This window comes from Crossiella sp. CA198, from assembly GCF_052078295.1.
Taxonomy (GTDB): domain Bacteria; phylum Actinomycetota; class Actinomycetes; order Mycobacteriales; family Pseudonocardiaceae; genus Crossiella.
On record NZ_JBQJIM010000001.1, the window covers coordinates 107,472 to 125,728 of the forward strand.

Consider the following 18,257-nt stretch of genomic DNA (forward strand, 5'->3'; position numbering starts at 1 on the left):
CATCGCTCAGTTCAGCTCGGTGCCCCCGGTTCGCTCCGCACCGATGCCATCGCCGCGCACAACGACAACGCCGTCTTTCAGCTCCGCACCAGCCGGCGGGGCTGGGCGCGGCTGGCCCGCAGCGACACGTGCACCTCCACCGACTGGCCGAGCTTCTCCTGCCAGCCGACGTTGACGAACCCGGCCCGCTCGGCCACCCGCTTGCTGGGCAGGTTGTCCGGGTGGATCAGCGCCCACACCGCGGGCGCCCCCACCGTGTCGTGCGCGTGCTGGAGCAGTGCCTGCACCGCCTCGGTGGCCAGTCCCTTGCCACGGTAGCCGCCGCCGATCGCCCAGCCCATGGACAGGAACGGCGGCGGGAACTGCCGGAAGGCGGACAGGTGCCCGAATCCGGCGGCCACCCCGTCGACCTCGAACACGCAGTGCCCCAGCCCATCGGTGCGCTGCTCGACCAGGTTCATGGTCAGCAGCGCCCGCAACGCCTCCGGGTCGGCCAGGTCGACCGAGGTGTAGGGCGACCCGTCCAGTCCTTCCCCGGCGAACGCGGTGACCAGGCGTTCCTCATCACCGACGGTGAGCGGCCGGAGCACAAGGCGGTCGGTGCGCAGGACCGGCAGGCTCATGCCTTGCCGGCCAACCATCGCAACGCCAGCGCGTAGCCGTCCACGCCCAGTCCGACGATCACCCCGGCGGCCAGTTCGGAGAGGTAGCTGTGGTGCCGGAACTGCTCGCGCTTGTGCACGTTGGAGATGTGCACCTCGACCACTGGCGCGGTGAGCGCGGCACAGGCGTCCCGCACCGCGATCGAGTAGTGCGTCCAGGCCCCGGCGTTGAGCACCACGGGTGTCCGCGCGTCGGCGGCCTCGTGCAGCCACTCCAGCATCTGGCCTTCGTGGTCGGTCTGCCGCACCTCGACCTCGATGCCCAGTTCCGCGCCGGTGCGCAGGCAGAGCGCGATGAGGTCGTCGTGGGTGGTGCTGCCGTACACGGCGGGTTCGCGGGTGCCGAGCCTGCCGAGGTTGGGGCCGTTGAGGACGAGCACGTTCACAGCAGCACTCCCCCGGCGGCGGTGTCGTCCTTGGCGATCGCCGAGTAGGCCGCGGCGAGCAGGCTCGGGTCGGGTCCTTCGAGCCTGCCCGGTTTGGCCAGCCCGTCGAGCACCACGAACCGCAGCAGCCCGGCCCGGTTCTTCTTGTCCCCGCGCATGCCCTCCATGAGCTGGGGGAAGGCGTCGGCGTCGTAGCTCACCGGCAGGCCGAGGGACTGGAGCACGCTGCGATGCCGGTCCACGGTGGCATCGTCCAGCCGCCCGGCGGCCCGCGCCAGTTCGGCGGCGAACACCAGTCCGACGCTGACCGCGGCCCCGTGCCGCCACCGGTAGCGTTCCCGCCGCTCGATGGCGTGCGCCAGGGTGTGCCCGTAGTTGAGCACCTCCCGCAAGGAGGACTCCTTGAGGTCGGCCGAGACCACATCCGCCTTGACCTGGATCTTGCGCCGCACCAGCTCGGCCAGCACCTCGCCTGCCGGGTCGAGCGCGACCTGCGGATCGGCCTCGATCAGATCGAGGATCACCGGATCGGCGATGAACCCGCCCTTGACGACCTCGGCCATCCCGGCGACCAGTTCGTTGCGCGGCAACCCGTCCAGGGTGGCCAGGTCGACCAGCACCGCGGTGGGCTCGTGGAACACCCCGACCAGGTTCTTGCCCGCGTCGGTGTTGATCCCGGCCTTGCCGCCGACCGCCGCGTCGACCATGCCGAGCAGCGTGGTCGGCACGTGCACGACCCGCACCCCACGCATCCAGGTGCCCGCGACGAACCCGGCCAGGTCGGTCACGGCCCCGCCCCCGAGGCCGATGACGACCCCGGTCCGGTCCAGCCCGATCTTGCCCAGCACCTCCCAGCAGAAGGCGGCCACACCCAGCGCCTTGCCGTCCTCGGCGTCGGGAACCTCGACGCGATGCGCGTCGACCCCGGCCGCGGCCAGTTCCGCGCGCACGATCTCGGCGGTCTCGGCGAGCGTCGGCTGGTGCACGATGGCCGCCTTGCCCACCCCACGCAACGTCTCCACCAGCTCGCCCAGCAACCCTCGCCCGACGATCACGTCATAGGGCGCGCCACTGTCCACCCGGATCCGCACCGGCTCGGTCATCGTGTCCCTTCCTCAATCCGCGCCTGCGCCACGCTGCCTGCTCCCGTGTCGTCTGCCGCCGCGCCGCCCGATTTCGAGCCACTGGCTGCCTCGCCACTGGCCGCCGGGCCATCCGCTGCCGGACCACCGGCTGCCGGTTCGCCTGCAACCGAGCCGCCTGCCATCAGTCCGCCCGTTGCCGGGTCGCCCGCAACCGAGTCGCCCGCGGCCGGTGCGGCCGTGGTCGTGGCCAGGCCGCCGAGCGCCGCGGTGACGACCTCGTCCGGGGTCAGCGCGTCGGTGGCCACCTCCACCGTGGCGACCTCCCGGTACAGCGGAAGCCGCGCGTCCAGCAACGCCTTGAACGTGGCCCTCGGGTTGACCCCCGCCAGCAACGGCCGCGCCGTGGACAACCCGGTGCGCCGCACGCCTTCGGCCATGCCGACGTTGAGGAACACCACGGTCTGCTCGGCCAGCAGTGCCCGGGTGCGCTCGGACAACACCGCGCCGCCGCCCAGGGACAGCACCCCGTCGTGCTCGGTGAGCGCGGCCGCGATGGCCTGCTCCTCCAGCCGCCGGAACACCGGTTCGCCGTCGGTGGTGAAGATCTCCGAGACCGCCTTGCCCGCGGCCTTCTCCACCAGGGCGTCGGTGTCCTGGAAGCCGAGCCCGAGCCGTTGGGCCAGCAGCTCGCCGACCGTGCTCTTGCCTGATCCGGGCGGTCCGACGACCACCGCTCGTGGGCTCACCGGCGGTTCTCCAGGGCCTTGAGGTAGGACTCGACGTTGCGCCGGGTCTCCTCGACGGAATCGCCGCCGAACTTCTCCAGCACCGCGTCGGCCAGCACCAGGGCGACCATGGCCTCGGCGACCACACCGGCCGCCGGGACCGCGCACACGTCGGAACGCTGACTGATGGCCACCGCGGGTTCGCCGGTCGCGGTGTCCACCGTGGCCAGGGCGCGGGGGACGGTGGAAATCGGCTTCATCGCGGCGCGCACGCGAAGGATCTCGCCGTTGGTGATGCCTCCTTCCAGTCCGCCTGCTCGGTTCGACCTGCGGTTCACTCCGGACGGTCCACTGCCCGGTTCGATCTCGTCGTGCGCCTGGCTGCCTCGCCGCCGGGCGGTCTCGAAGCCGTCGCCGACCTCGACGCCCTTGATGGCCTGGATGCCCATCAGCGCACCGGCCAGCCGCGAGTCCAGCCGTCGGTCCCAGTGCACGTGCGAGCCGAGACCCGGCGGCAGCCCATAGGCCAGCACCTCGACCACACCGCCCAGGGTGTCGCCGTCCTTCTTCGCCTCGTCGACCTCGGCGACCATGGCTTCGCCGGCCGCCGCGTCGAAGGCCCGCACCGGACTGGCGTCGACTGCTTCCAGGTCGGCGGGCGTGGGCAGCACCCCGGCGGGTGCGGCGACGGTGCCGATGGAGATGACGTGGCTGAGCACGTCAACGCCGAGCGCCTGCTTCAGGAACGCCTTGGCCACGGTGCCGAGCGCGGTGCGCGCCGCGGTCTCCCGGGCGCTGGCGCGTTCCAGCACCGGCCGCGCGTCGTCGAAGCCGTACTTGAGCATGCCGGGCAGATCCGCGTGGCCGGGCCGGGGCCGGGTCAGAGGTGCGTTGCGCCCCAGGTTGGCCAGCTCCTCCGGATCAACCGGATCGGCGGCCATGACCTTGTCCCAGCGTGGCCACTCCGAGTTGCCGATACGGACCGCGACCGGCCCGCCCTGGCTGCGTCCGTGGCGGACACCGCCGAGGAACTCGACCTCGTCGGCCTCGAATTTCATCCGGGCCCCACGGCCGTGGCCGAGTCTCCGCCGGGCGAGCTGGGTGGCCAACTCCCCCGTGGTGACCTCCACTCCGGCGGGCAGACCTTCCAACACGGCGACCAGGGCCGGTCCGTGTGATTCCCCAGCAGTGATCCAGCGCAACACGACACGATCCTGCCATGTCAGCCCACTAGCCCAGGACTCCGCCCTGCCCCGCCAGAACCGTGACCAGCCAGGTCGCGGCCAGCAGCCCCGGCCCGTGCGGCACCCCGCGGTGCACGGGCGGCGCCCGCACGCGTAGCCGCCGCACAAGATCGGCGATCACGGTCACCACTCCCGCCAGCACGGTGACAACGATCAGCGCAGGCCAGGACACCGCGGCAGCCAGCCCACCCACACTGGCGGACAGTTTCACGTCACCGGCCCCGAGCGAGCCTGGGCTGATCAGGTGCACCGCGAGGTGTGTGAGGAAGAACAAGGCTGCGCCGAGTCCCGCCCGCACCGCCATCCCACCATCCGGTCCGACCACGGCGGCCAGCGTGATCAGGACCGCGAACACCGGCACCGCGGAGAGCGTGAACAGGTCGGGCAGCCGTCGGTGGCGGAGATCGACAGCCGCCAGCGGAACGGCCAGCCACGCGAGCATGACCGGAACCGGCAGCCAGGCCCAGCTCAGCAGGCCGGCGCCGGCGAGCCCGGCGGGGATCGCGGTCAGCACGGCGGTGGTGGGGACGAGCCAGGGCGGCGGGAGGGCCGTTCCGCGGGGGAGTCTGCGGAGCAGGGCGCGGGCGGATGTTCCGGCGAAGGTGCCGACGAGGGCGCCGAGAGTGAGGGCGAGGAATGCGGGGAGGTGGGGCATGGCATTGATGCTGCCATATTCGATGCGGATGCCTTGACCAGAATCCGTCACACGAAGGTGGGTATTCGGGGAAGGCGTTGGTTGATTTCGCTGTTAGCGAACTGAGCTGCGGGTTGTGGATAACTGGAGCCTGTGGATTGACGATTTGCAGGATTCCCGGGGGTGTTGGATAGATTGGAAATGGGGGGTCCCCCTCGCGCGCGGGCGAATATGGGAGGGCAGGCGCGGGCGAGGGTTTTCTGGGGTTTGGCGGGAGCTGCTGGGGTTGGGCGCGGGAGGGGCTGGGGCTGAGAGCAGGAGGGGGTTGGGCCGGGAGCGGGTTGGGAGCCAGAGAGCTGAGGCAGGGCGGGGTTGGTGGCAGGGCAGCTGGCTGGGTGGGCGGCAGGCAGGGGTCGACGGCAGGTTGCGAGCGACAGGGCGGCGATGGGCTGCGACTGGGGACAGACAGGGGGCTGGCAGCGGGTCGCAAGCGTCAGGGCGGCGGGCTGTGCTTGGGGAGTGATGGTTGGGGATGGTCGTGGGGATGTGGCGGCGGAAGGCGGCTGGGGTCTTGGTCGGGAGCCGCGACGGAACCCTGTGGCGACAGGCGCGTAGTGGCGGGAACCGGCGGCAGGGTGCGAGCAGCAGGTGGGCGAGGCAGGTGCGCGAGCGGGCAAGCAGGTGGGGCAGGCAGGACCGGCGGGCGGGGCGAGCGGAGATGACGGCGGGCTCGGGGCAACGGCCGGGTGGGAAAGTCGTGGCGCAGGAAGACAGTGGTGGGACGAGAAAAAGCAGTGGCGGGCAAGCCGTGACGTGGACGGCTTCCAAGGAAGGAGCGCGCGGAGGCTAACCGGGCAGGCATTGAGGGGAACTGGGTACCGGCGTTGTGCGATCCGGAAAAGAGCGACCAGGACCGGGTTCCGAGTTCGGTCACTTGCGGACGACTCGTGTGACAGGGCCCGGGGCAGCGAAGTCAAGCCGCGGCCACCGCGGAGTTGAAGCGCAGGCGGCAGGGCAGGAGAACTGGGCTTGAGTTCCGGGATATGGGGACCGAGCCGAAGGACGATGCTGTTTTCATCGGACCGAACCAGCCCCAGACAAGAGTGAAATATCGGGCATTCGAGACCCGGCTGGCGCGCCTTAACGACAGGAGTCAACGGCAGAAAGCCGACAAAGTGACGTCAAACGTCAAAGAATTGCCAGCACGCGCAAGAGCGCCGAGTCATTCGAATGGCCGCTCTCAGATCAGGAAAGACCGAGAGCGGCCCTCGCGTTTCAGTTCCAGCTGAACAACGGGTCGCCTGCGGTGACCGGGCCGGGCTCGCGCAGGTCGGACAGCTTGTCCGCCGGGGCGTCCAGGGCGACTACCGGGCAGACCGGGGAGTAGCCGGTGGTTTCGATGTCGGCCGGGTTCCAGGTGATCATGGGCTGGCCCGCGCGGACCTTCTCGCCCTTGACCACATGCTGGGTGAAGCCCTCGCCCTTGAGTTTCACCGTGTCGATGCCCAGGTGGACCAGGACCGCGATGCCGTTGTCGGTGGCCACCACGTAGGCGTGCGGGTGCAGGGTCACCACCGTGCCGTCGACCGGGGCGACCGCCTCGCCCGCCTCGCGGGCCGGGTCGATCGCGAGACCGGGGCCGACCATGGCCTGGGCGAAGACCGGGTCCGGCACCTCGCTCATGGGCACGACCGTGCCGGTCACCGGGGACAGGATCGTCAGGCTCACATCAGGTCCTGGATGTCGTCGTACAGGTTGTCCGCTTCCGGACCCACCACGACCTGCACCACGGTCCCCTGCTGCATCACCCCGTGCGCGCCCGCGGCCTTGAGCGCCGCCTGGTCGACCTTCCCGCCGTCGAGCACCTCACACCGCAAGCGGGTGATACACGCCTCGATCTCCTCGATGTTGTCCGCTCCGCCGAGCCCGGCGAGAATCGCCGCCGCCTTGTCCGCCACCGTGACCTCCTCCAACTGTGCCGTTCGATCCGCGGTGTGCGGATGCTGCCACCAGGGCGACACGAAGCCATAACGGCCGTTGACACCCGTCGCGGTCGCGGAGCATCCTCCCGCACTAACTGGTTTAGACCGGACCGTACCAATCCGCGGGCGGCGGGGCGAGACGGTGGTCCACGAGAAGGACCGGACAGCGACAAGGAGGTGTGCGTGGCCGGCAGCAGCAACATCGAGGACCCGTTCCTCGGACCGGCGGCACGCCTGGTGGAGGGACCGACCCCCAAGCACGCGCAACTGCGCGAGATCCTGCGCCGACTCGCCGAGGAGCACCTGCCCCCCGGCTCCCCGGTGCCCTCGGAACGGGATCTCGCCACGCACTACGGGGTCTCCCGGCTGACCGTGCGCGAAGCGGTCGGCCAGCTCGTCACCGAGGGCCTGCTCAGCCGGGTCCGCGGCAAGGGCACGTTCACCGCGCGTCCGCGGGTGGAGGCACAGCTGCACCTGGCCTCCTTCACCGAGGACATGCGGCGCCGGGGCATGGAACCGGCGACGGAGGTACTCGACTTCGCCGAGGTGGTCCCCCCGGAGAACACCGCGGCGGCGCTGGGACTGCGTCCGCACGAGCCCGCGTACTGGCTGTTCCGGCTGCGTCTGGCCAACGGCACGCCGATGGCCGTCGAACGCGGCTGGTACAACCCGCGCGAGGTGCCAGGGCTCCTCCAGCAGAACCTCTCCCGCTCGCTGTACGGCCTGCTCGCCGACACCTATCGGGTGCAGTTGGACCACGGCCGGCAAACGGTCCTGGCCGACGGCGCCGATCCCGCCACCGCACGGCTGCTGGGTGTCCGGCCCGGCAGTCCGGTGCTGGTCTTCCGCCGCGTCTCCACCTGTGGTGGGCGGCCGGTGGAGGACATGACCTCGTGGTACCGGGGCGATCTCTACCAGGTGACCATGCAGCTCGACCGGAACCTGCCCGGTTCCGGCTCCCACCCCGACCCGGGAGGTACCCGATGAGCGAGGAGCGGTCATGAGCGCCACTCCAGCGACCGGCGGTCGCGAAGTGAAGGGCCTGGCGACACTGCAGAAGCTGGGCCGCAGCCTGATGCTGCCGATCGCGGTGCTACCCGCGGCCGGTCTGCTCGCTCGCCTCGGCAGCGACGATCTACTCGGCTCGTTCTCCTGGTTCAAGGATGCCGCCGCGGTCATCGCGGCCGCCGGTGGCGCCATCCTGGACGGGCTGCCGTTGCTGTTCGCCGTCGGTGTGGCCATCGGATTCGCCCGCAAGTCCGACGGCTCCACCGCGCTGGCCGCGGTGGTCGGCTACCTGGTGATGCAGGGCGTGTTCAAGGCCCTCTCCCCCGTGGTGCTGGGCAAGGCCGCGGAGGGCGCGAAACAAGCGCTGGTCGACTACAAGGTGCTCGGCGGCATCCTGGTCGGCGTGATCGCGGCGTTGCTGTGGCAGAAGTACCACCGCATCAAGCTGCCGCCGTACCTGGCCTTCTTCGGCGGTCGCCGGTTCGTGCCGATCCTGCTGTCGGTGGTCATCGCGGTCCTCGCGGTGCCGCTGGCGCTGATCTACCCGTACTTCAACGACGGCCTGACCTGGCTCGGCCAGCAGATCACCGCCAACGTGATCATCGGCGGCGGCGCCTTCGGTGTGCTGAACCGGCTGCTGCTGCCGCTGGGTCTGCACCACATCGTCAACACCACGGTGTGGCAGGTCTTCGGCGACTTCACCGACGCCACCGGCAAGGTCGTGCACGGTGACTACAACCGGTTCCTGGCTGGCGACCCGAGCGCGGGCACCTTCCTCACCGGCTTCTTCCCGATCATGATGTTCGCCCTGCCCGCGGCGGCGCTGGCCATCTGGCACACCGCCAGGCCCGCGCACCGCAAGCTGGTCGGCGGCATCATGCTCTCCGCCGCGCTGACCGCGTTCCTCACCGGCGTCACCGAGCCGCTGGAGTTCGCGTTCATGTTCGTCGCGTGGCCGCTCTACCTCATCCACGCGTTGCTGACCGGTGTGTCCCTGGCACTGGTGAACGCGCTGGACATCCATCACGGGTTCTCGTTCTCGGCGGGCGCGATCGACTTCTTCCTCAACCTCGGTCTGGCCAAGAACCCGTTGGGGCTCGCCGCGATCGGCCTGGTCTTCGCGGTGGTCTACTACTTCCTGTTCAGGTTCGTGATCACGAAGTGGAACCTGGCGACCCCCGGTCGCGAGGACGACAACACGGCGATCGACCCGAGTGCGGCCGCCGACGCCGAAGAGGACAAGAGCGCTCGGGCCAAGAAGGCCTGAGCGGGCACTACCAAGGAGGAGAAGGACATGCCGGAACTGCGGGTCACGGTGGCCAGCCGGGTCGGTCTGCACGCGCGGCCCGCGGCCGTGCTGGCCAGGACCGCGGCGGAGCAGCCGGTGGCGGTCACCATCCGCAAGGAGGGTGGCGAGCCGGTGGCCGCGGCCAGCGTGCTGGGGTTGATGACCCTGGGCGCCATGCACGGTGACGAGGTGGTGCTCGCCGCCGAGGGCGAGGGCGCCGAGGCGGCCCTGGCAGCAGTGGCCGCACTCATCGACACCGACCTTGACCAGGAGAAACCGGCCTGATCACGCTCCTCTGACCAGCCCTGTGGACAAGCCTCGCCCGGTTGTCCACAGGGCTGGTCGTTGTACACGAAGGGGTCAAGCAGACCCTGGCGGCTCGCGAGCGGGACGAGCCGGGTGGTACTCCGGAATGGCACGTTCCCTCGCCATCACTGGAGTCCCCATGCGTTCCCTGCTCCCCTGTCTGCTCGCCCTCACCGCCCTGCTGTTCGGCCAGCTGCCCGCGTCCGCGGCCGCCGGTGGCGACTACGTGGCACTGGGCGACTCCTACGCCTCCGGAGTCGGCGCCGGCGGTTACGAACGCGGCAGCGGCGCGTGCAGACGAAGTCGCCATGCCTATCCACAGCTGGTGGCGAAAGTCTTAACCCCCAGTGCTTTCCACTTCCCTGCCTGCTCCGGCGCGTCCACTGTGGACGTGCTGAACCAGCAGCTGGGCGCGCTCGGCGAACGTACCGCGCTGGTGACGATCACCGTGGGCGGCAACGATCTCGACTTCACCGACGTCATGACCACGTGTGTCCTCAGTGGAGACTCGGGGTGCAGGCGCCGGGCGGAGCGGGCCGCCGCGTTCGTCCGGGACGAACTGCCCGCCCGGCTGGACCGCGCCTACGCCGCGATCCGGGCCAAGGCCCCGAACGCCCGGCTGCTCGTGCTCGGCTACCCACGGCTGTTCGAGGCGAAGTCCTGCTCCGGCGGGCTGAGCGCGGCCAAACGCGCGGCGCTCAACGCGGGCGCCGACCTGCTCGCGGACACCACCGCGGCCAGGGCCAAGGCCGCCGGGGCGCGGTATGTGGATGTGCGGGGCCGGTTCGCCGGACACGGCATCTGCGGCTCGCCCAGCTGGGTCAACCCCCTGGTCTCCCCCACCACGGATTCCTTCCACGCCACCAAACTGGGGTACGCCCAGGGGTACACGCCCGCGGTGCTGGAGAGCGGCTTAGCCGGTACCTGAGCGGCGGGCGCGGGCCGCCTGACTTGCGCCCCCACCCGTGCTACAGCGGGAGTTCCAGCAGGTTGTCCGTGGCGGCGCGCAGGGCCGTGCGCATGGCTTCGCGGGGAGCCGGTTGGCCGGTGAACTGCTCGCTTTGGCCGAAAGCCTGGTGCAGCAACATGTCCAGGCCGGTGGCCAGGCGGTTGCCGCGGGCCAGGACCGCGGTGGCCAAGGGTGTCGGGAACGGGTGGTAGATCACGTCCAGCACGCAGGGTGCGGCGGCCAGGGCGGTGGCGTGCGGCTCGGTGGCGGCCGGGGGCACGGTGCTCACCAGGACCTGGGTGTTCGCGGCGAGGTGGGCGAGGTTCGCCTCGGAGAGGAGGATCGTCTCGGTTTTCAGGCCCACCCGGGCGGCGCAGTCCACGGCGTCGGTCGCGCGGGCCGGGTCGCGGACCGCCAGGGTCAGTTCGGTCAGGCCCAGTTCGGCCAGGGCGACGATCGCCGCCAGGGCGGTGCCGCCGGCGCCGAGGATGGTGGCGTGGCCGTGGCTGAGGCGGGTGATGCCGCCGGCGGCGCGCAGGGCGCCGGCGACACCGTCGACGTCAGTGCAGTCGGCTCGCCAGCCCTGCTCCGGCAATGGGGTCAGCGTGTTGGCCGCGCCGACCAGGCGGGCTCGTTCGGTGGCCTCGGTGGCGAGGTCCAGGGCGAGGCGTTTGCCGGGCATGGTCACCGAGAAGCCTGCCCAGGGTGGATCCGCCTGGGTGGCTTCGGCGAGCAGGGCGGGCAGGCGTTGCTCGTCGCACTCGATTCGCTCGTAGTACCAGCCGGTCAGGCCGAGCGCGGTGAAGGCCGCGTTGTGCAGGACGGGCGAGAGCGAGTGGGCCACTGGAGCACCCAGGATCGCCGCTCGACGCGGCGCCCCTGCCCGGTGTGGGTCAGCCCGGTGTAGGTCAGGCCGGTGTGGGTCAGTAGGCGCCACGGGCGATGGCCTCAGTGCGGTTCTGGTTGTGCTGGGCGTTGGTTTCGGCGAAACAGGAGGTGCCGTCCTTGTAGCACTTGACGAAGAAGATCCAGTTCCCCGCCTCGGGCTTGGTCGCGGCCAGGATGGCCTCGGTGCCGGGTGAGGCGATGGGAGTGGGCGGCAGGTTGGTGTTGGCGTAGGTGTTGTACGCGCCTGCGCGGTCCCGGTCCTCCTTGCTGGTGCGCACCAGCGGGCGGTCCAGGGCGTAGTTGATGGTGGAGTCCAGCTCCAGCTTCATGTCCTTGGCCAGGCGGTTGTACAGCACCCGGGACACCTTGGCGAAGTCCTTGGTGATGCCCTCGCGTTCGATCAGGGAGGCGATGACGAGCACGTCGTAATCACTGAAGCCGGTGTCTCTGGCGATCTTGGGCATGCCCACGGCCTGGAGCCGGGTGGCCGAGGTGCTCAGCACCGACTTGAGCAGCTCCTCGGGTGAGGCGCCTGGCTTGACGTCGTAGCGGCCCGGCACGATCAGGCCTTCCAACCGGTGCTTGGGATCGGCCTTGGTCACGCCACCGATGGCCCAGTCGGGCACGCCGATGGTGGCGGGGTCGGCCTTCTCCATCACTTGGCGGATGGCGTCGGCGGTGACGCAGGTGTCCTTGCCGTTGACCTTGGCGCAGCTGGCCTCGGCGATGCGGGACAGGATGCCCGGGTTGACCTTGTTGTCGGGCTGCTTGGTGTCGTAGAGCTGGTAGCCGCCCTTGACCTCGAAGTCGCCGACGCGGGCTTCCTTCTCCAGCAGCCGGGCGCCCGCGGTGGCGCCGGACATCTTGGTCTTGAGGAGGTAGTAGCCGGGCTGGACGCCACCGAGCTTGGAGTTGGCCTCGGCGGCCTCGGTGTAGGCGCGGGCGCTGGCGACCACGCCGGCGTCGGCGAGGGTCTTGCCGGTCTTGGAGATGGTGCCGGCCTCGATCTGCACGACCACGTCGGACTCGCCGGAGCCCTCGTAGTCGTCGTAGGAGCCGAGGCCGATCAGCTCCAGGGCGCCCATCCACACGCCGACGCCGATGACCACGGCGGCCACGCCGGCACCGATCAGCAACTTGGTGCGCTTGGCCTTCTTGTCACGGGCCGTGCGCTCCTCGGAGGAGTGCTGCCCCTCGTCGAACAACCCGAGATCGTCGCTGCTCACCGATTCTCCTCGCCGCGTGCGGCTACCGCGTTGGCCCTGGCGTCCAGCCAGGACTGCAGGATCTCCACGGCGGCCGCCTGATCGATGACGGCACGTTGCCGCTTGCCCTTGACGCCGCGCTGACTGAGCATCCGCGCGGCACTGACGGTGGTCAGGCGTTCGTCGGTCAGCCGGACCGGCACCGGCGCGATGCGCTCGGCGAGCCGGTCGGCGTAGGCGGTGGCGGTCTGCGCCGCGTCGCCGTGCCGGCCGGCCAGGGTCCTGGGCAGGCCCACGATCACCTCGACCACCTCGTGTTCGCTGACGAGGGCGACCAGCTGGTCCAGGTCCCGGCCGGTCTTCTCGTCACGCGACAGGGTAACCAGCGGGGTGGCGAGCATGGGGGCGGGATCGCTCAGGGCGATGCCGACCCGGACCGAGCCGACGTCCACGGCGAGCCGCCGCCCCGGGCCCACGTCGTGGGCGCCGGGGCGGTCAGGCTGACGTGCGGGCTGGTCAGCGCCGGTCACGTGCCGTCCGTCTCGCCGGTGGGCGGGATCGGCGGCCCGGCTGGCGGCGGCCCGGCTGGCAGTAGCCCGGCCGGCAGTGGCCTGGTCACGATCCGCCCAGGCTGCGGTGCAGGGCGGCGATGGCGGCGGGCACCCCACCGGGGTTGTCGCCGCCGCCCTGGGCCATGTCGGGCTTGCCGCCGCCGCGGGCGCCCAGTTCGCCGGCGAAGCTCGGCACGAGCTTGCCTGCGGCGTGGCCGAGGTCACGGGCGGCGGAGGTGGTGGCCAGCACGAAGGCGACCTTGGCGGCGTCCGGGTCGACCGAGAACAGGGCGACCACGCCGGGGCGGTTGCCCAGGCGGTTGCGGACCTCGGTGGCCAGGGCGCGCAGGTCCCCGGCCGGCACGCCGTCGGGGATCTGTTCGGCGATCACGGACAGTTCGCCGAGCTGGATGGCCCGGTCGGCGATGGCGCCCGCGGAGCGGAGCACCTCGCCGACGCGGAGCTGCTCGATGGTCTTCTCGGCGGCCTTGAGCTTGGCCAGCACGCCGGAGATCCGTTCGGGCAGTTCGGCGGCGGGCACCTTGAACTGGTCGGCGAGCTGGGTGACCAGCAGGTGTTCCTTGTTGATGTGGCGCACGGCGTCCATGCCGACCAGGGCTTCGACGCGGTGCACGCCGGAGCCGATGGAGGCATCGCCCACGAGCTTGACCACGCCGAGCTGGGCGATGTTGCGCACGTGCGTGCCACCGCACAGCTCACGGGAGTACTCGCCCATGTCGACCACGCGCACCGAGTCGCCGTACTTCTCGCCGAACAGGGCCATGGCGCCGAGTTCGAGGGCCCTGTCCATGGTGGTGGTGAACGATTTCACCTCCACGTCCTCCTGCAGGTAGGCGTTCACCTCCTCCTCGACCTCGGCCAGCACCGAGGCCGAGACCGGGCCGGGGGTGGTGAAGTCGAAGCGCATCCGGCCGGGCGAGTTGAGCGAACCGGCCTGGGCGGCACGCTTGCCGTAGGCGCCGCGGACGGCGGCGTGCACCAGGTGGGTGGCCGAGTGCGAGCGCTGGATGGCGTTGCGCCGGGCCACGTCGACCTCGGCCTCCAGGACGTCGTCCAGGCCGATCTCGCCGGAGACCACGGTGGCGCGGTGCACGAACAGGCCGGGCACGCTGCGCTGCACGTCGGAGACGGCGAGTTCGGCGCCGGCGCCGAGCAGGCGGCCGGTGTCGGCGATCTGGCCGCCGCCCTCGGCGTAGAACGGGGTGCGGTCCAGGACGAGTTCGACCTCGGTGCCCGCACCGGCCTTGGCGACCGGCTGGCCGCCGACGAGCAGGCCGACGACGCGGGCCTGGCTCCGCAGGTCGGTGTAGCCGAGGAACTCGGTGGGTCCGTGCTGCTCCAGCACCGAGCGGTACACGGTGAGGTCGCCGTGTCCGGTCTTGCGGGCGGCGGCGTCGGCCTTGGCGCGGTTGCGCTGTTCGGCCATGAGGGTCCGGAAACCCTCCTCGTCGACGGTGAGGCCCTGCTCGGCGGCCATCTCCAGGGTGAGGTCGATGGGGAAGCCGAAGGTGTCGTGCAGCTGGAAGGCCCGGTCGCCGGGCAGCTGGGTGCTGCCACCGGAGCGGGTTTCCTGGGCGGCGGTGTCGAAGATCTTCGAGCCGCTGGAGAGGGTGGCCAGGAAAGCGTCCTCCTCGGCGCGCATGACGGCGTCGATGCGGTCGAAGTCGGCCTTCAGCTCCGGGTAGGAGGGGGCCATGGCGTCGGCGACGACCTGGGTGAACTCGCCGAGCACCGGCTCCTGCACGCCGAGCAGGCGGATGGAGCGCACGATGCGGCGGAGCAGGCGGCGCAGCACGTAGCCGCGGGCCTCGTTGCCGGGGGTGACGCCGTCGCCGACGAGCATCACGCCGCTGCGGGCGTGGTCGGCGATGACCCGGAAACGCACGTCGTCGACCTGGTCGGCGCCGTAGCGGCGGCCGGAGAGTTCCTCGGCCTTGGCGATGACCGGGCGGATCAGGTCGGTCTCGTAGACGTTGGGCACGCCCTGGAGCAGCATGGCCACCCGCTCGATGCCCATGCCGGTGTCGATGCTCTTGGCCGGCAGGTCGCCGAGGATCGGGAAGTCGGTCTTGCCGGTGCCCTCACCGCGGAGGTTCTGCATGAACACGAGGTTCCAGAACTCCATGTAGCGGTCGCCGTCGGGCTCGGCGCCGTCACCCTGGTCGACGAACTCCGGCCCGTACCGCGGGCCGCGGTCGATGAGGATCTCCGAGCACGGGCCACAGGGGCCGGGCACGCCCATGGACCAGAAGTTGGGGCCCTTGCCGAGGCGGATGATCCGGGACTTGGGCACGCCGATCTTGTTGCGCCACAGGTCGTAGGCCTCGTCGTCGTCCTCGTAGACGGTGGTCCACAGCACCGACTCGTCCAGGCCGTAGCCGCCTTCGGAGGCCGGTGTGGTGACCAGCTCCCAGGCGAGCTGGATGGCGCCGTCCTTGAAGTAGTCGCCGAAGGAGAAGTTCCCGGCCATCTGGAAGAAGGTGTTGTGCCGGGTGGTCTTGCCGACCTCGTCGATGTCCAGGGTGCGCACGCACTTCTGCACGCTGGTGGCGGTCGGGGACGGCGGCGGGGCCTCGCCGAGGAAGAACGGCTTGAACGGCACCATGCCGGCGTTGACGAACAGCAGGTTCGGGTCGTCCAGGATCAGCGAGGCGCTGGGCACGACGCGGTGGCCGTTGCGTTGGAAGTGATCGAGGAACCGCTGGCGGATGTCATGGGTCTGCACGAGATGTCCTAGGTGTGGCTGCGCGCCGGGGCGCGGGGTTGACGGGTGGTCGGCGGGGGCGGCGAAGGGCAGGGGCGTGGGCTCAGCCCTCCGCCCAGCGCGCTCGCCGGCTCCCCTCCGATCCGCTCCGTGGCGACTCGTCCAGACCGGTCAGCCAGCCGGCGTCGTCGGCGCGGTGGGCGCCGGTGTCGCGGCTGTCCTGGGCGCGGGCACTGGAATCCCGGCCGCCGGCGCCGTGGCCGCCGGAGTCGCGCGCGCCGGTGTCCCGGCCGCCGGAGCCCCGGGCGCTGGTGCCATGGCCGCTGGACTCGCGGGCCGGGCGGTTGCGCCTGCGCGAGCGGGAACCGAGGGGTTCCTGGGCGCGGGCGACCACGTCGGCCAGTTCGTCCTCGCGTTCGGTCATGCCCGCGCGGACGTCAGCCCCGAAGGAGCCGACGGCGCCGGCCAGCTCGCGCACGGCGTCGCCGAGGTTCTCCGCGATGCCGGCCGGGGTGAGCTGCTTGGTGGTGGCGGTGGCCTTGCGGGCGATCGCCACTCCGGCGGCGACCCCGAGGCCGAGCCAGAACAGCCGCCTCATCGCTTACCACTCCTGCGGGTGCGCCGGGAGTGCCGTCCGGTGGGCTCCATGGCGGCGGTGCGCTTGCGCCGGGCGCGCAGCGCCTTGCTCACGCCGTAGGAGAACGCGGCGGCCTTGACCAGCGGTCCACCCAGCGTGGCGGTGAACAGGGAGGTCAGCGCGGAGACGTTGCCGCTGACGGCGCGGGCGTTCGCGGTGATCCCGTCCACCCGCTCCAGCTGGGTGTTGACGTGGTTGAGGGTGGTGTTGGCGCCGGTGAACAACGGATCGGTGTTCTCGTGCGCCTTGCGGATGGCGATGGTGGCCTCGTCCAGCGTGCGGCCCAGCTTCAGCAGCGGGATCGCGAGCAGCAGCACCAGCAGCACGAAGGCGCCAGCCGCGACCAACGCGGCAATCTGCCCTGGTGACACGAGCCCTCCATGCGTTGTCGAAGTCGGTGGTCCACAGCACCACGACGAGGAGGCCCACGCGCGGTCACGCAGGTCTTCAGGCGTGTCGCAGGCGCTGTGGATGATCGGGGACAGGCTACCGCGCCGGTGTCGTGGACCTCACGCCGGTTACTGCTGGGGTGGCTCGGCGGCCGTCGCCACGCGCAGCCCGGTGCGGGTTGGCGGGCGTGGCCGGGAGGTCAGGGCTGTTCGCCCCGGATCATGCGGCGCAGCTTGGGCACCCGGTCGGCCAGGACGCGTTCGGCGCCGCGGTCGACGGGTTCGTAGTAGTCGACGCCGATGAGGTCGTCGGGCGGGTACTGCTGGGTGAGCACGCCCTCGGCGACGTCGTGTGGGTACCGGTAGCCCTGGGCGTTGCCGAGCTTGGCCGCGCCCGCGTAGTGGCCGTCGCGCAGGTGTGGCGGGACGGGGCCGGTGGCGCCCTTGCGGACGTCGGCCTGGGCGGCGCTGATGGCGAAGTTGACCGCGCCGGACTTGGGTGCGGTGGCCAGGTGGATGGTGGCCTGGGCCAGGGCGAGGCGGCCTTCGGGCATGCCGATGAGTTGCACGGCCTGGCTGGCGGCGACCGCGACCTGCAACGCGGTGGGGTCGGCCATGCCGATGTCCTCGCTGGCGTGCACGACCAGGCGGCGGGCGATGAACCGGGGGTCCTCGCCGGCTTCGATCATGCGGGCCAGGTAGTGCAGGGCGGCGTCGACGTCGGAGCCGCGGATGGACTTGATGAAGGCGCTGGTGACGTCGTAGTGCTGGTCGCCCTGGCGGTCGTAGCGGACGGCGGCCTTGTCCACGGTGGCCTCGACGGTGGCCAGGCTGATCTCGGTGGCGCCGGTGCTGGCCGCGGCGTCGGCGGCGGCTTCCAGGGCGGTCAGCGAGCGGCGGGCGTCGCCTGCGGCGAGGCGGACCAGGTGGTCCTCGGCGTCGGCGGCCAGGGTCAGCGTGCCGCCGAGGCCGCGGTCCTCGGTGACGGCGCGGCGGACGACGGTGCGGATGTCCTCATCGGTGAGCGATTTTAGTTGCAGCACCAGGGAGCGGGACAGCAGTGGGGAGACGACGGAGAAGAACGGGTTCTCGGTGGTGGCGGCGACCAGCAGCACGGTGCGGTCCTCGACCGCGCCGAGCAGGGCGTCCTGCTGGGTGCGGGAGAAGCGGTGCACCTCGTCGATGAACAGCACGGTGGACTCGGCGGTGCGGCCGAGCCTGCGTTTGGCCTCGCCGATGACCTCGCGGACCTCCTTGACCCCGGCGTTGAGCGCGGACAGCGCCACGAACCGGCGGCCGGTGGCCAGCGAGACCAGGGTGGCCAGGGTGGTCTTGCCGGTGCCGGGCGGTCCGTAGAGCAGCACCGAGGCGGGTGCCGCGCCTTCGACCAGGCGGCGCAGCGGGGCGCCGGGGCCGAGGAGGTGTTGCTGGCCGACCACCTCGTCCAGGGAACGCGGGCGCATGCGCACCGCCAGGGGCGCGTTGGCCGTCAGGTGTTGCTGCGCCTTCTCCTGGGCTTCGGCCGCGAACAGACCACTTTCGTACAGACCGTCGTCCACGTGCGGGACGCTACCCGGCGAGGCTGACAGTTCC

General features: G+C 71.1%; 18 protein-coding genes and 1 pseudogene. 4 read left to right on the top strand and 15 right to left on the bottom strand.

The window, feature by feature from the left end; translation table 11 throughout:
• Window positions 1–77 precede the first annotated feature (77 nt).
• The 8 genes and pseudogenes from ACTOWY_RS00530 to ACTOWY_RS00565 form a co-directional block, all read right to left on the bottom strand.
• Window positions 78–623, bottom strand: a complete 546-nt coding sequence (locus tag ACTOWY_RS00530; protein ID WP_441307601.1) for a GNAT family N-acetyltransferase — start codon at window positions 621–623, stop codon at window positions 78–80.
• Window positions 620–1,048, bottom strand: coding sequence for a type II 3-dehydroquinate dehydratase (gene aroQ / locus ACTOWY_RS00535; RefSeq protein ID WP_441307602.1), 429 nt, complete (start codon window positions 1,046–1,048; stop codon window positions 620–622). Before aroQ ends, ACTOWY_RS00530 begins: the two co-directional genes overlap by 4 nt.
• Window positions 1,045–2,151 (bottom strand): 3-dehydroquinate synthase, encoded by a 1,107-nt coding sequence (gene aroB / locus ACTOWY_RS00540; RefSeq protein ID WP_441307603.1) that lies wholly within the window; start codon window positions 2,149–2,151, stop codon window positions 1,045–1,047. Before aroB ends, aroQ begins: the two co-directional genes overlap by 4 nt.
• 212 nt (window positions 2,152–2,363) lie before the next feature.
• A pseudogene (locus ACTOWY_RS00545) lies at window positions 2,364–2,879 on the bottom strand (shikimate kinase); the annotation flags it as partial.
• Complete coding sequence (gene aroC, locus ACTOWY_RS00550; RefSeq protein ID WP_441307604.1) at window positions 2,876–4,063, bottom strand: chorismate synthase; 1,188 nt, start codon at window positions 4,061–4,063, stop codon at window positions 2,876–2,878. The pseudogene ACTOWY_RS00545 and the gene aroC, both read right to left, overlap by 4 nt.
• A gap of 25 nt (window positions 4,064–4,088) precedes the next feature.
• The gene (locus tag ACTOWY_RS00555; RefSeq protein ID WP_441307605.1) at window positions 4,089–4,757 is read right to left on the bottom strand and encodes a prepilin peptidase; all 669 of its coding nucleotides are present in this window, start codon (window positions 4,755–4,757) and stop codon (window positions 4,089–4,091) included.
• Between the two features lie 1,254 nt (window positions 4,758–6,011).
• Window positions 6,012–6,464 carry a PTS sugar transporter subunit IIA gene (locus tag ACTOWY_RS00560; protein WP_441307606.1) on the bottom strand — a complete coding sequence of 151 codons (453 nt, stop codon included), beginning with the start codon at window positions 6,462–6,464 and terminating at the stop codon, window positions 6,012–6,014.
• Complete coding sequence (locus ACTOWY_RS00565; RefSeq protein ID WP_308301013.1) at window positions 6,461–7,021, bottom strand: glucose PTS transporter subunit EIIB; 561 nt, start codon at window positions 7,019–7,021, stop codon at window positions 6,461–6,463. The genes ACTOWY_RS00560 and ACTOWY_RS00565 overlap by 4 nt, the downstream gene beginning before the upstream one ends.
• Here ACTOWY_RS00565 and ACTOWY_RS00570 point away from each other — a divergent pair.
• The 4 genes from ACTOWY_RS00570 (at window position 6,902) to ACTOWY_RS00585 (ending at window position 10,248) form a co-directional block, all read left to right on the top strand.
• Window positions 6,902–7,705 (top strand): GntR family transcriptional regulator, encoded by an 804-nt coding sequence (locus ACTOWY_RS00570; RefSeq protein WP_247757474.1) that lies wholly within the window; start codon window positions 6,902–6,904, stop codon window positions 7,703–7,705. The genes ACTOWY_RS00565 and ACTOWY_RS00570 overlap by 120 nt on opposite strands.
• Before the next feature lie 13 nt (window positions 7,706–7,718).
• On the top strand, window positions 7,719–8,993 hold the full coding sequence (locus ACTOWY_RS00575) for a PTS transporter subunit EIIC (protein ID WP_441307607.1): 1,275 nt from the start codon (window positions 7,719–7,721) through the stop codon (window positions 8,991–8,993).
• 27 nt (window positions 8,994–9,020) lie between these two features.
• Window positions 9,021–9,299: an HPr family phosphocarrier protein gene (locus ACTOWY_RS00580; protein ID WP_441307608.1), complete on the top strand. Its 279-nt coding sequence runs from the start codon at window positions 9,021–9,023 to the stop codon at window positions 9,297–9,299.
• A gap of 160 nt (window positions 9,300–9,459) precedes the next feature.
• Window positions 9,460–10,248 carry an SGNH/GDSL hydrolase family protein gene (locus ACTOWY_RS00585; protein ID WP_441307609.1) on the top strand — a complete coding sequence of 263 codons (789 nt, stop codon included), beginning with the start codon at window positions 9,460–9,462 and terminating at the stop codon, window positions 10,246–10,248.
• A 40-nt stretch (window positions 10,249–10,288) separates the two neighbouring features.
• Here ACTOWY_RS00585 and ACTOWY_RS00590 read toward each other — a convergent pair whose 3' ends face one another.
• The 7 genes from ACTOWY_RS00590 to ACTOWY_RS00620 form a co-directional block, all read right to left on the bottom strand.
• Window positions 10,289–11,206, bottom strand: a complete 918-nt coding sequence (locus tag ACTOWY_RS00590) for a shikimate dehydrogenase (RefSeq protein ID WP_441307610.1) — start codon at window positions 11,204–11,206, stop codon at window positions 10,289–10,291.
• Window positions 11,193–12,383, bottom strand: a complete 1,191-nt coding sequence (gene mltG / locus ACTOWY_RS00595) for an endolytic transglycosylase MltG (RefSeq protein WP_441307611.1) — start codon at window positions 12,381–12,383, stop codon at window positions 11,193–11,195. Before mltG ends, ACTOWY_RS00590 begins: the two co-directional genes overlap by 14 nt.
• Window positions 12,380–12,892 carry a Holliday junction resolvase RuvX gene (gene ruvX, locus ACTOWY_RS00600; RefSeq protein WP_441307612.1) on the bottom strand — a complete coding sequence of 171 codons (513 nt, stop codon included), beginning with the start codon at window positions 12,890–12,892 and terminating at the stop codon, window positions 12,380–12,382. Before ruvX ends, mltG begins: the two co-directional genes overlap by 4 nt.
• Before the next feature lie 85 nt (window positions 12,893–12,977).
• Window positions 12,978–15,659 (bottom strand): alanine--tRNA ligase, encoded by a 2,682-nt coding sequence (gene alaS, locus ACTOWY_RS00605; RefSeq protein ID WP_441307613.1) that lies wholly within the window; start codon window positions 15,657–15,659, stop codon window positions 12,978–12,980.
• Window positions 15,660–15,741: 82 nt separating this feature from the next.
• On the bottom strand, window positions 15,742–16,236 hold the full coding sequence (locus tag ACTOWY_RS00610) for a hypothetical protein (RefSeq protein WP_441307614.1): 495 nt from the start codon (window positions 16,234–16,236) through the stop codon (window positions 15,742–15,744).
• Entirely contained in the window at window positions 16,233–16,646 is a 414-nt protein-coding gene (locus ACTOWY_RS00615; protein WP_441307615.1) for a DUF948 domain-containing protein, read from the bottom strand. Before ACTOWY_RS00615 ends, ACTOWY_RS00610 begins: the two co-directional genes overlap by 4 nt.
• A gap of 218 nt (window positions 16,647–16,864) precedes the next feature.
• Window positions 16,865–18,223 (bottom strand): replication-associated recombination protein A, encoded by a 1,359-nt coding sequence (locus ACTOWY_RS00620; RefSeq protein ID WP_441307616.1) that lies wholly within the window; start codon window positions 18,221–18,223, stop codon window positions 16,865–16,867.
• Window positions 18,224–18,257 lie beyond the last annotated feature (34 nt).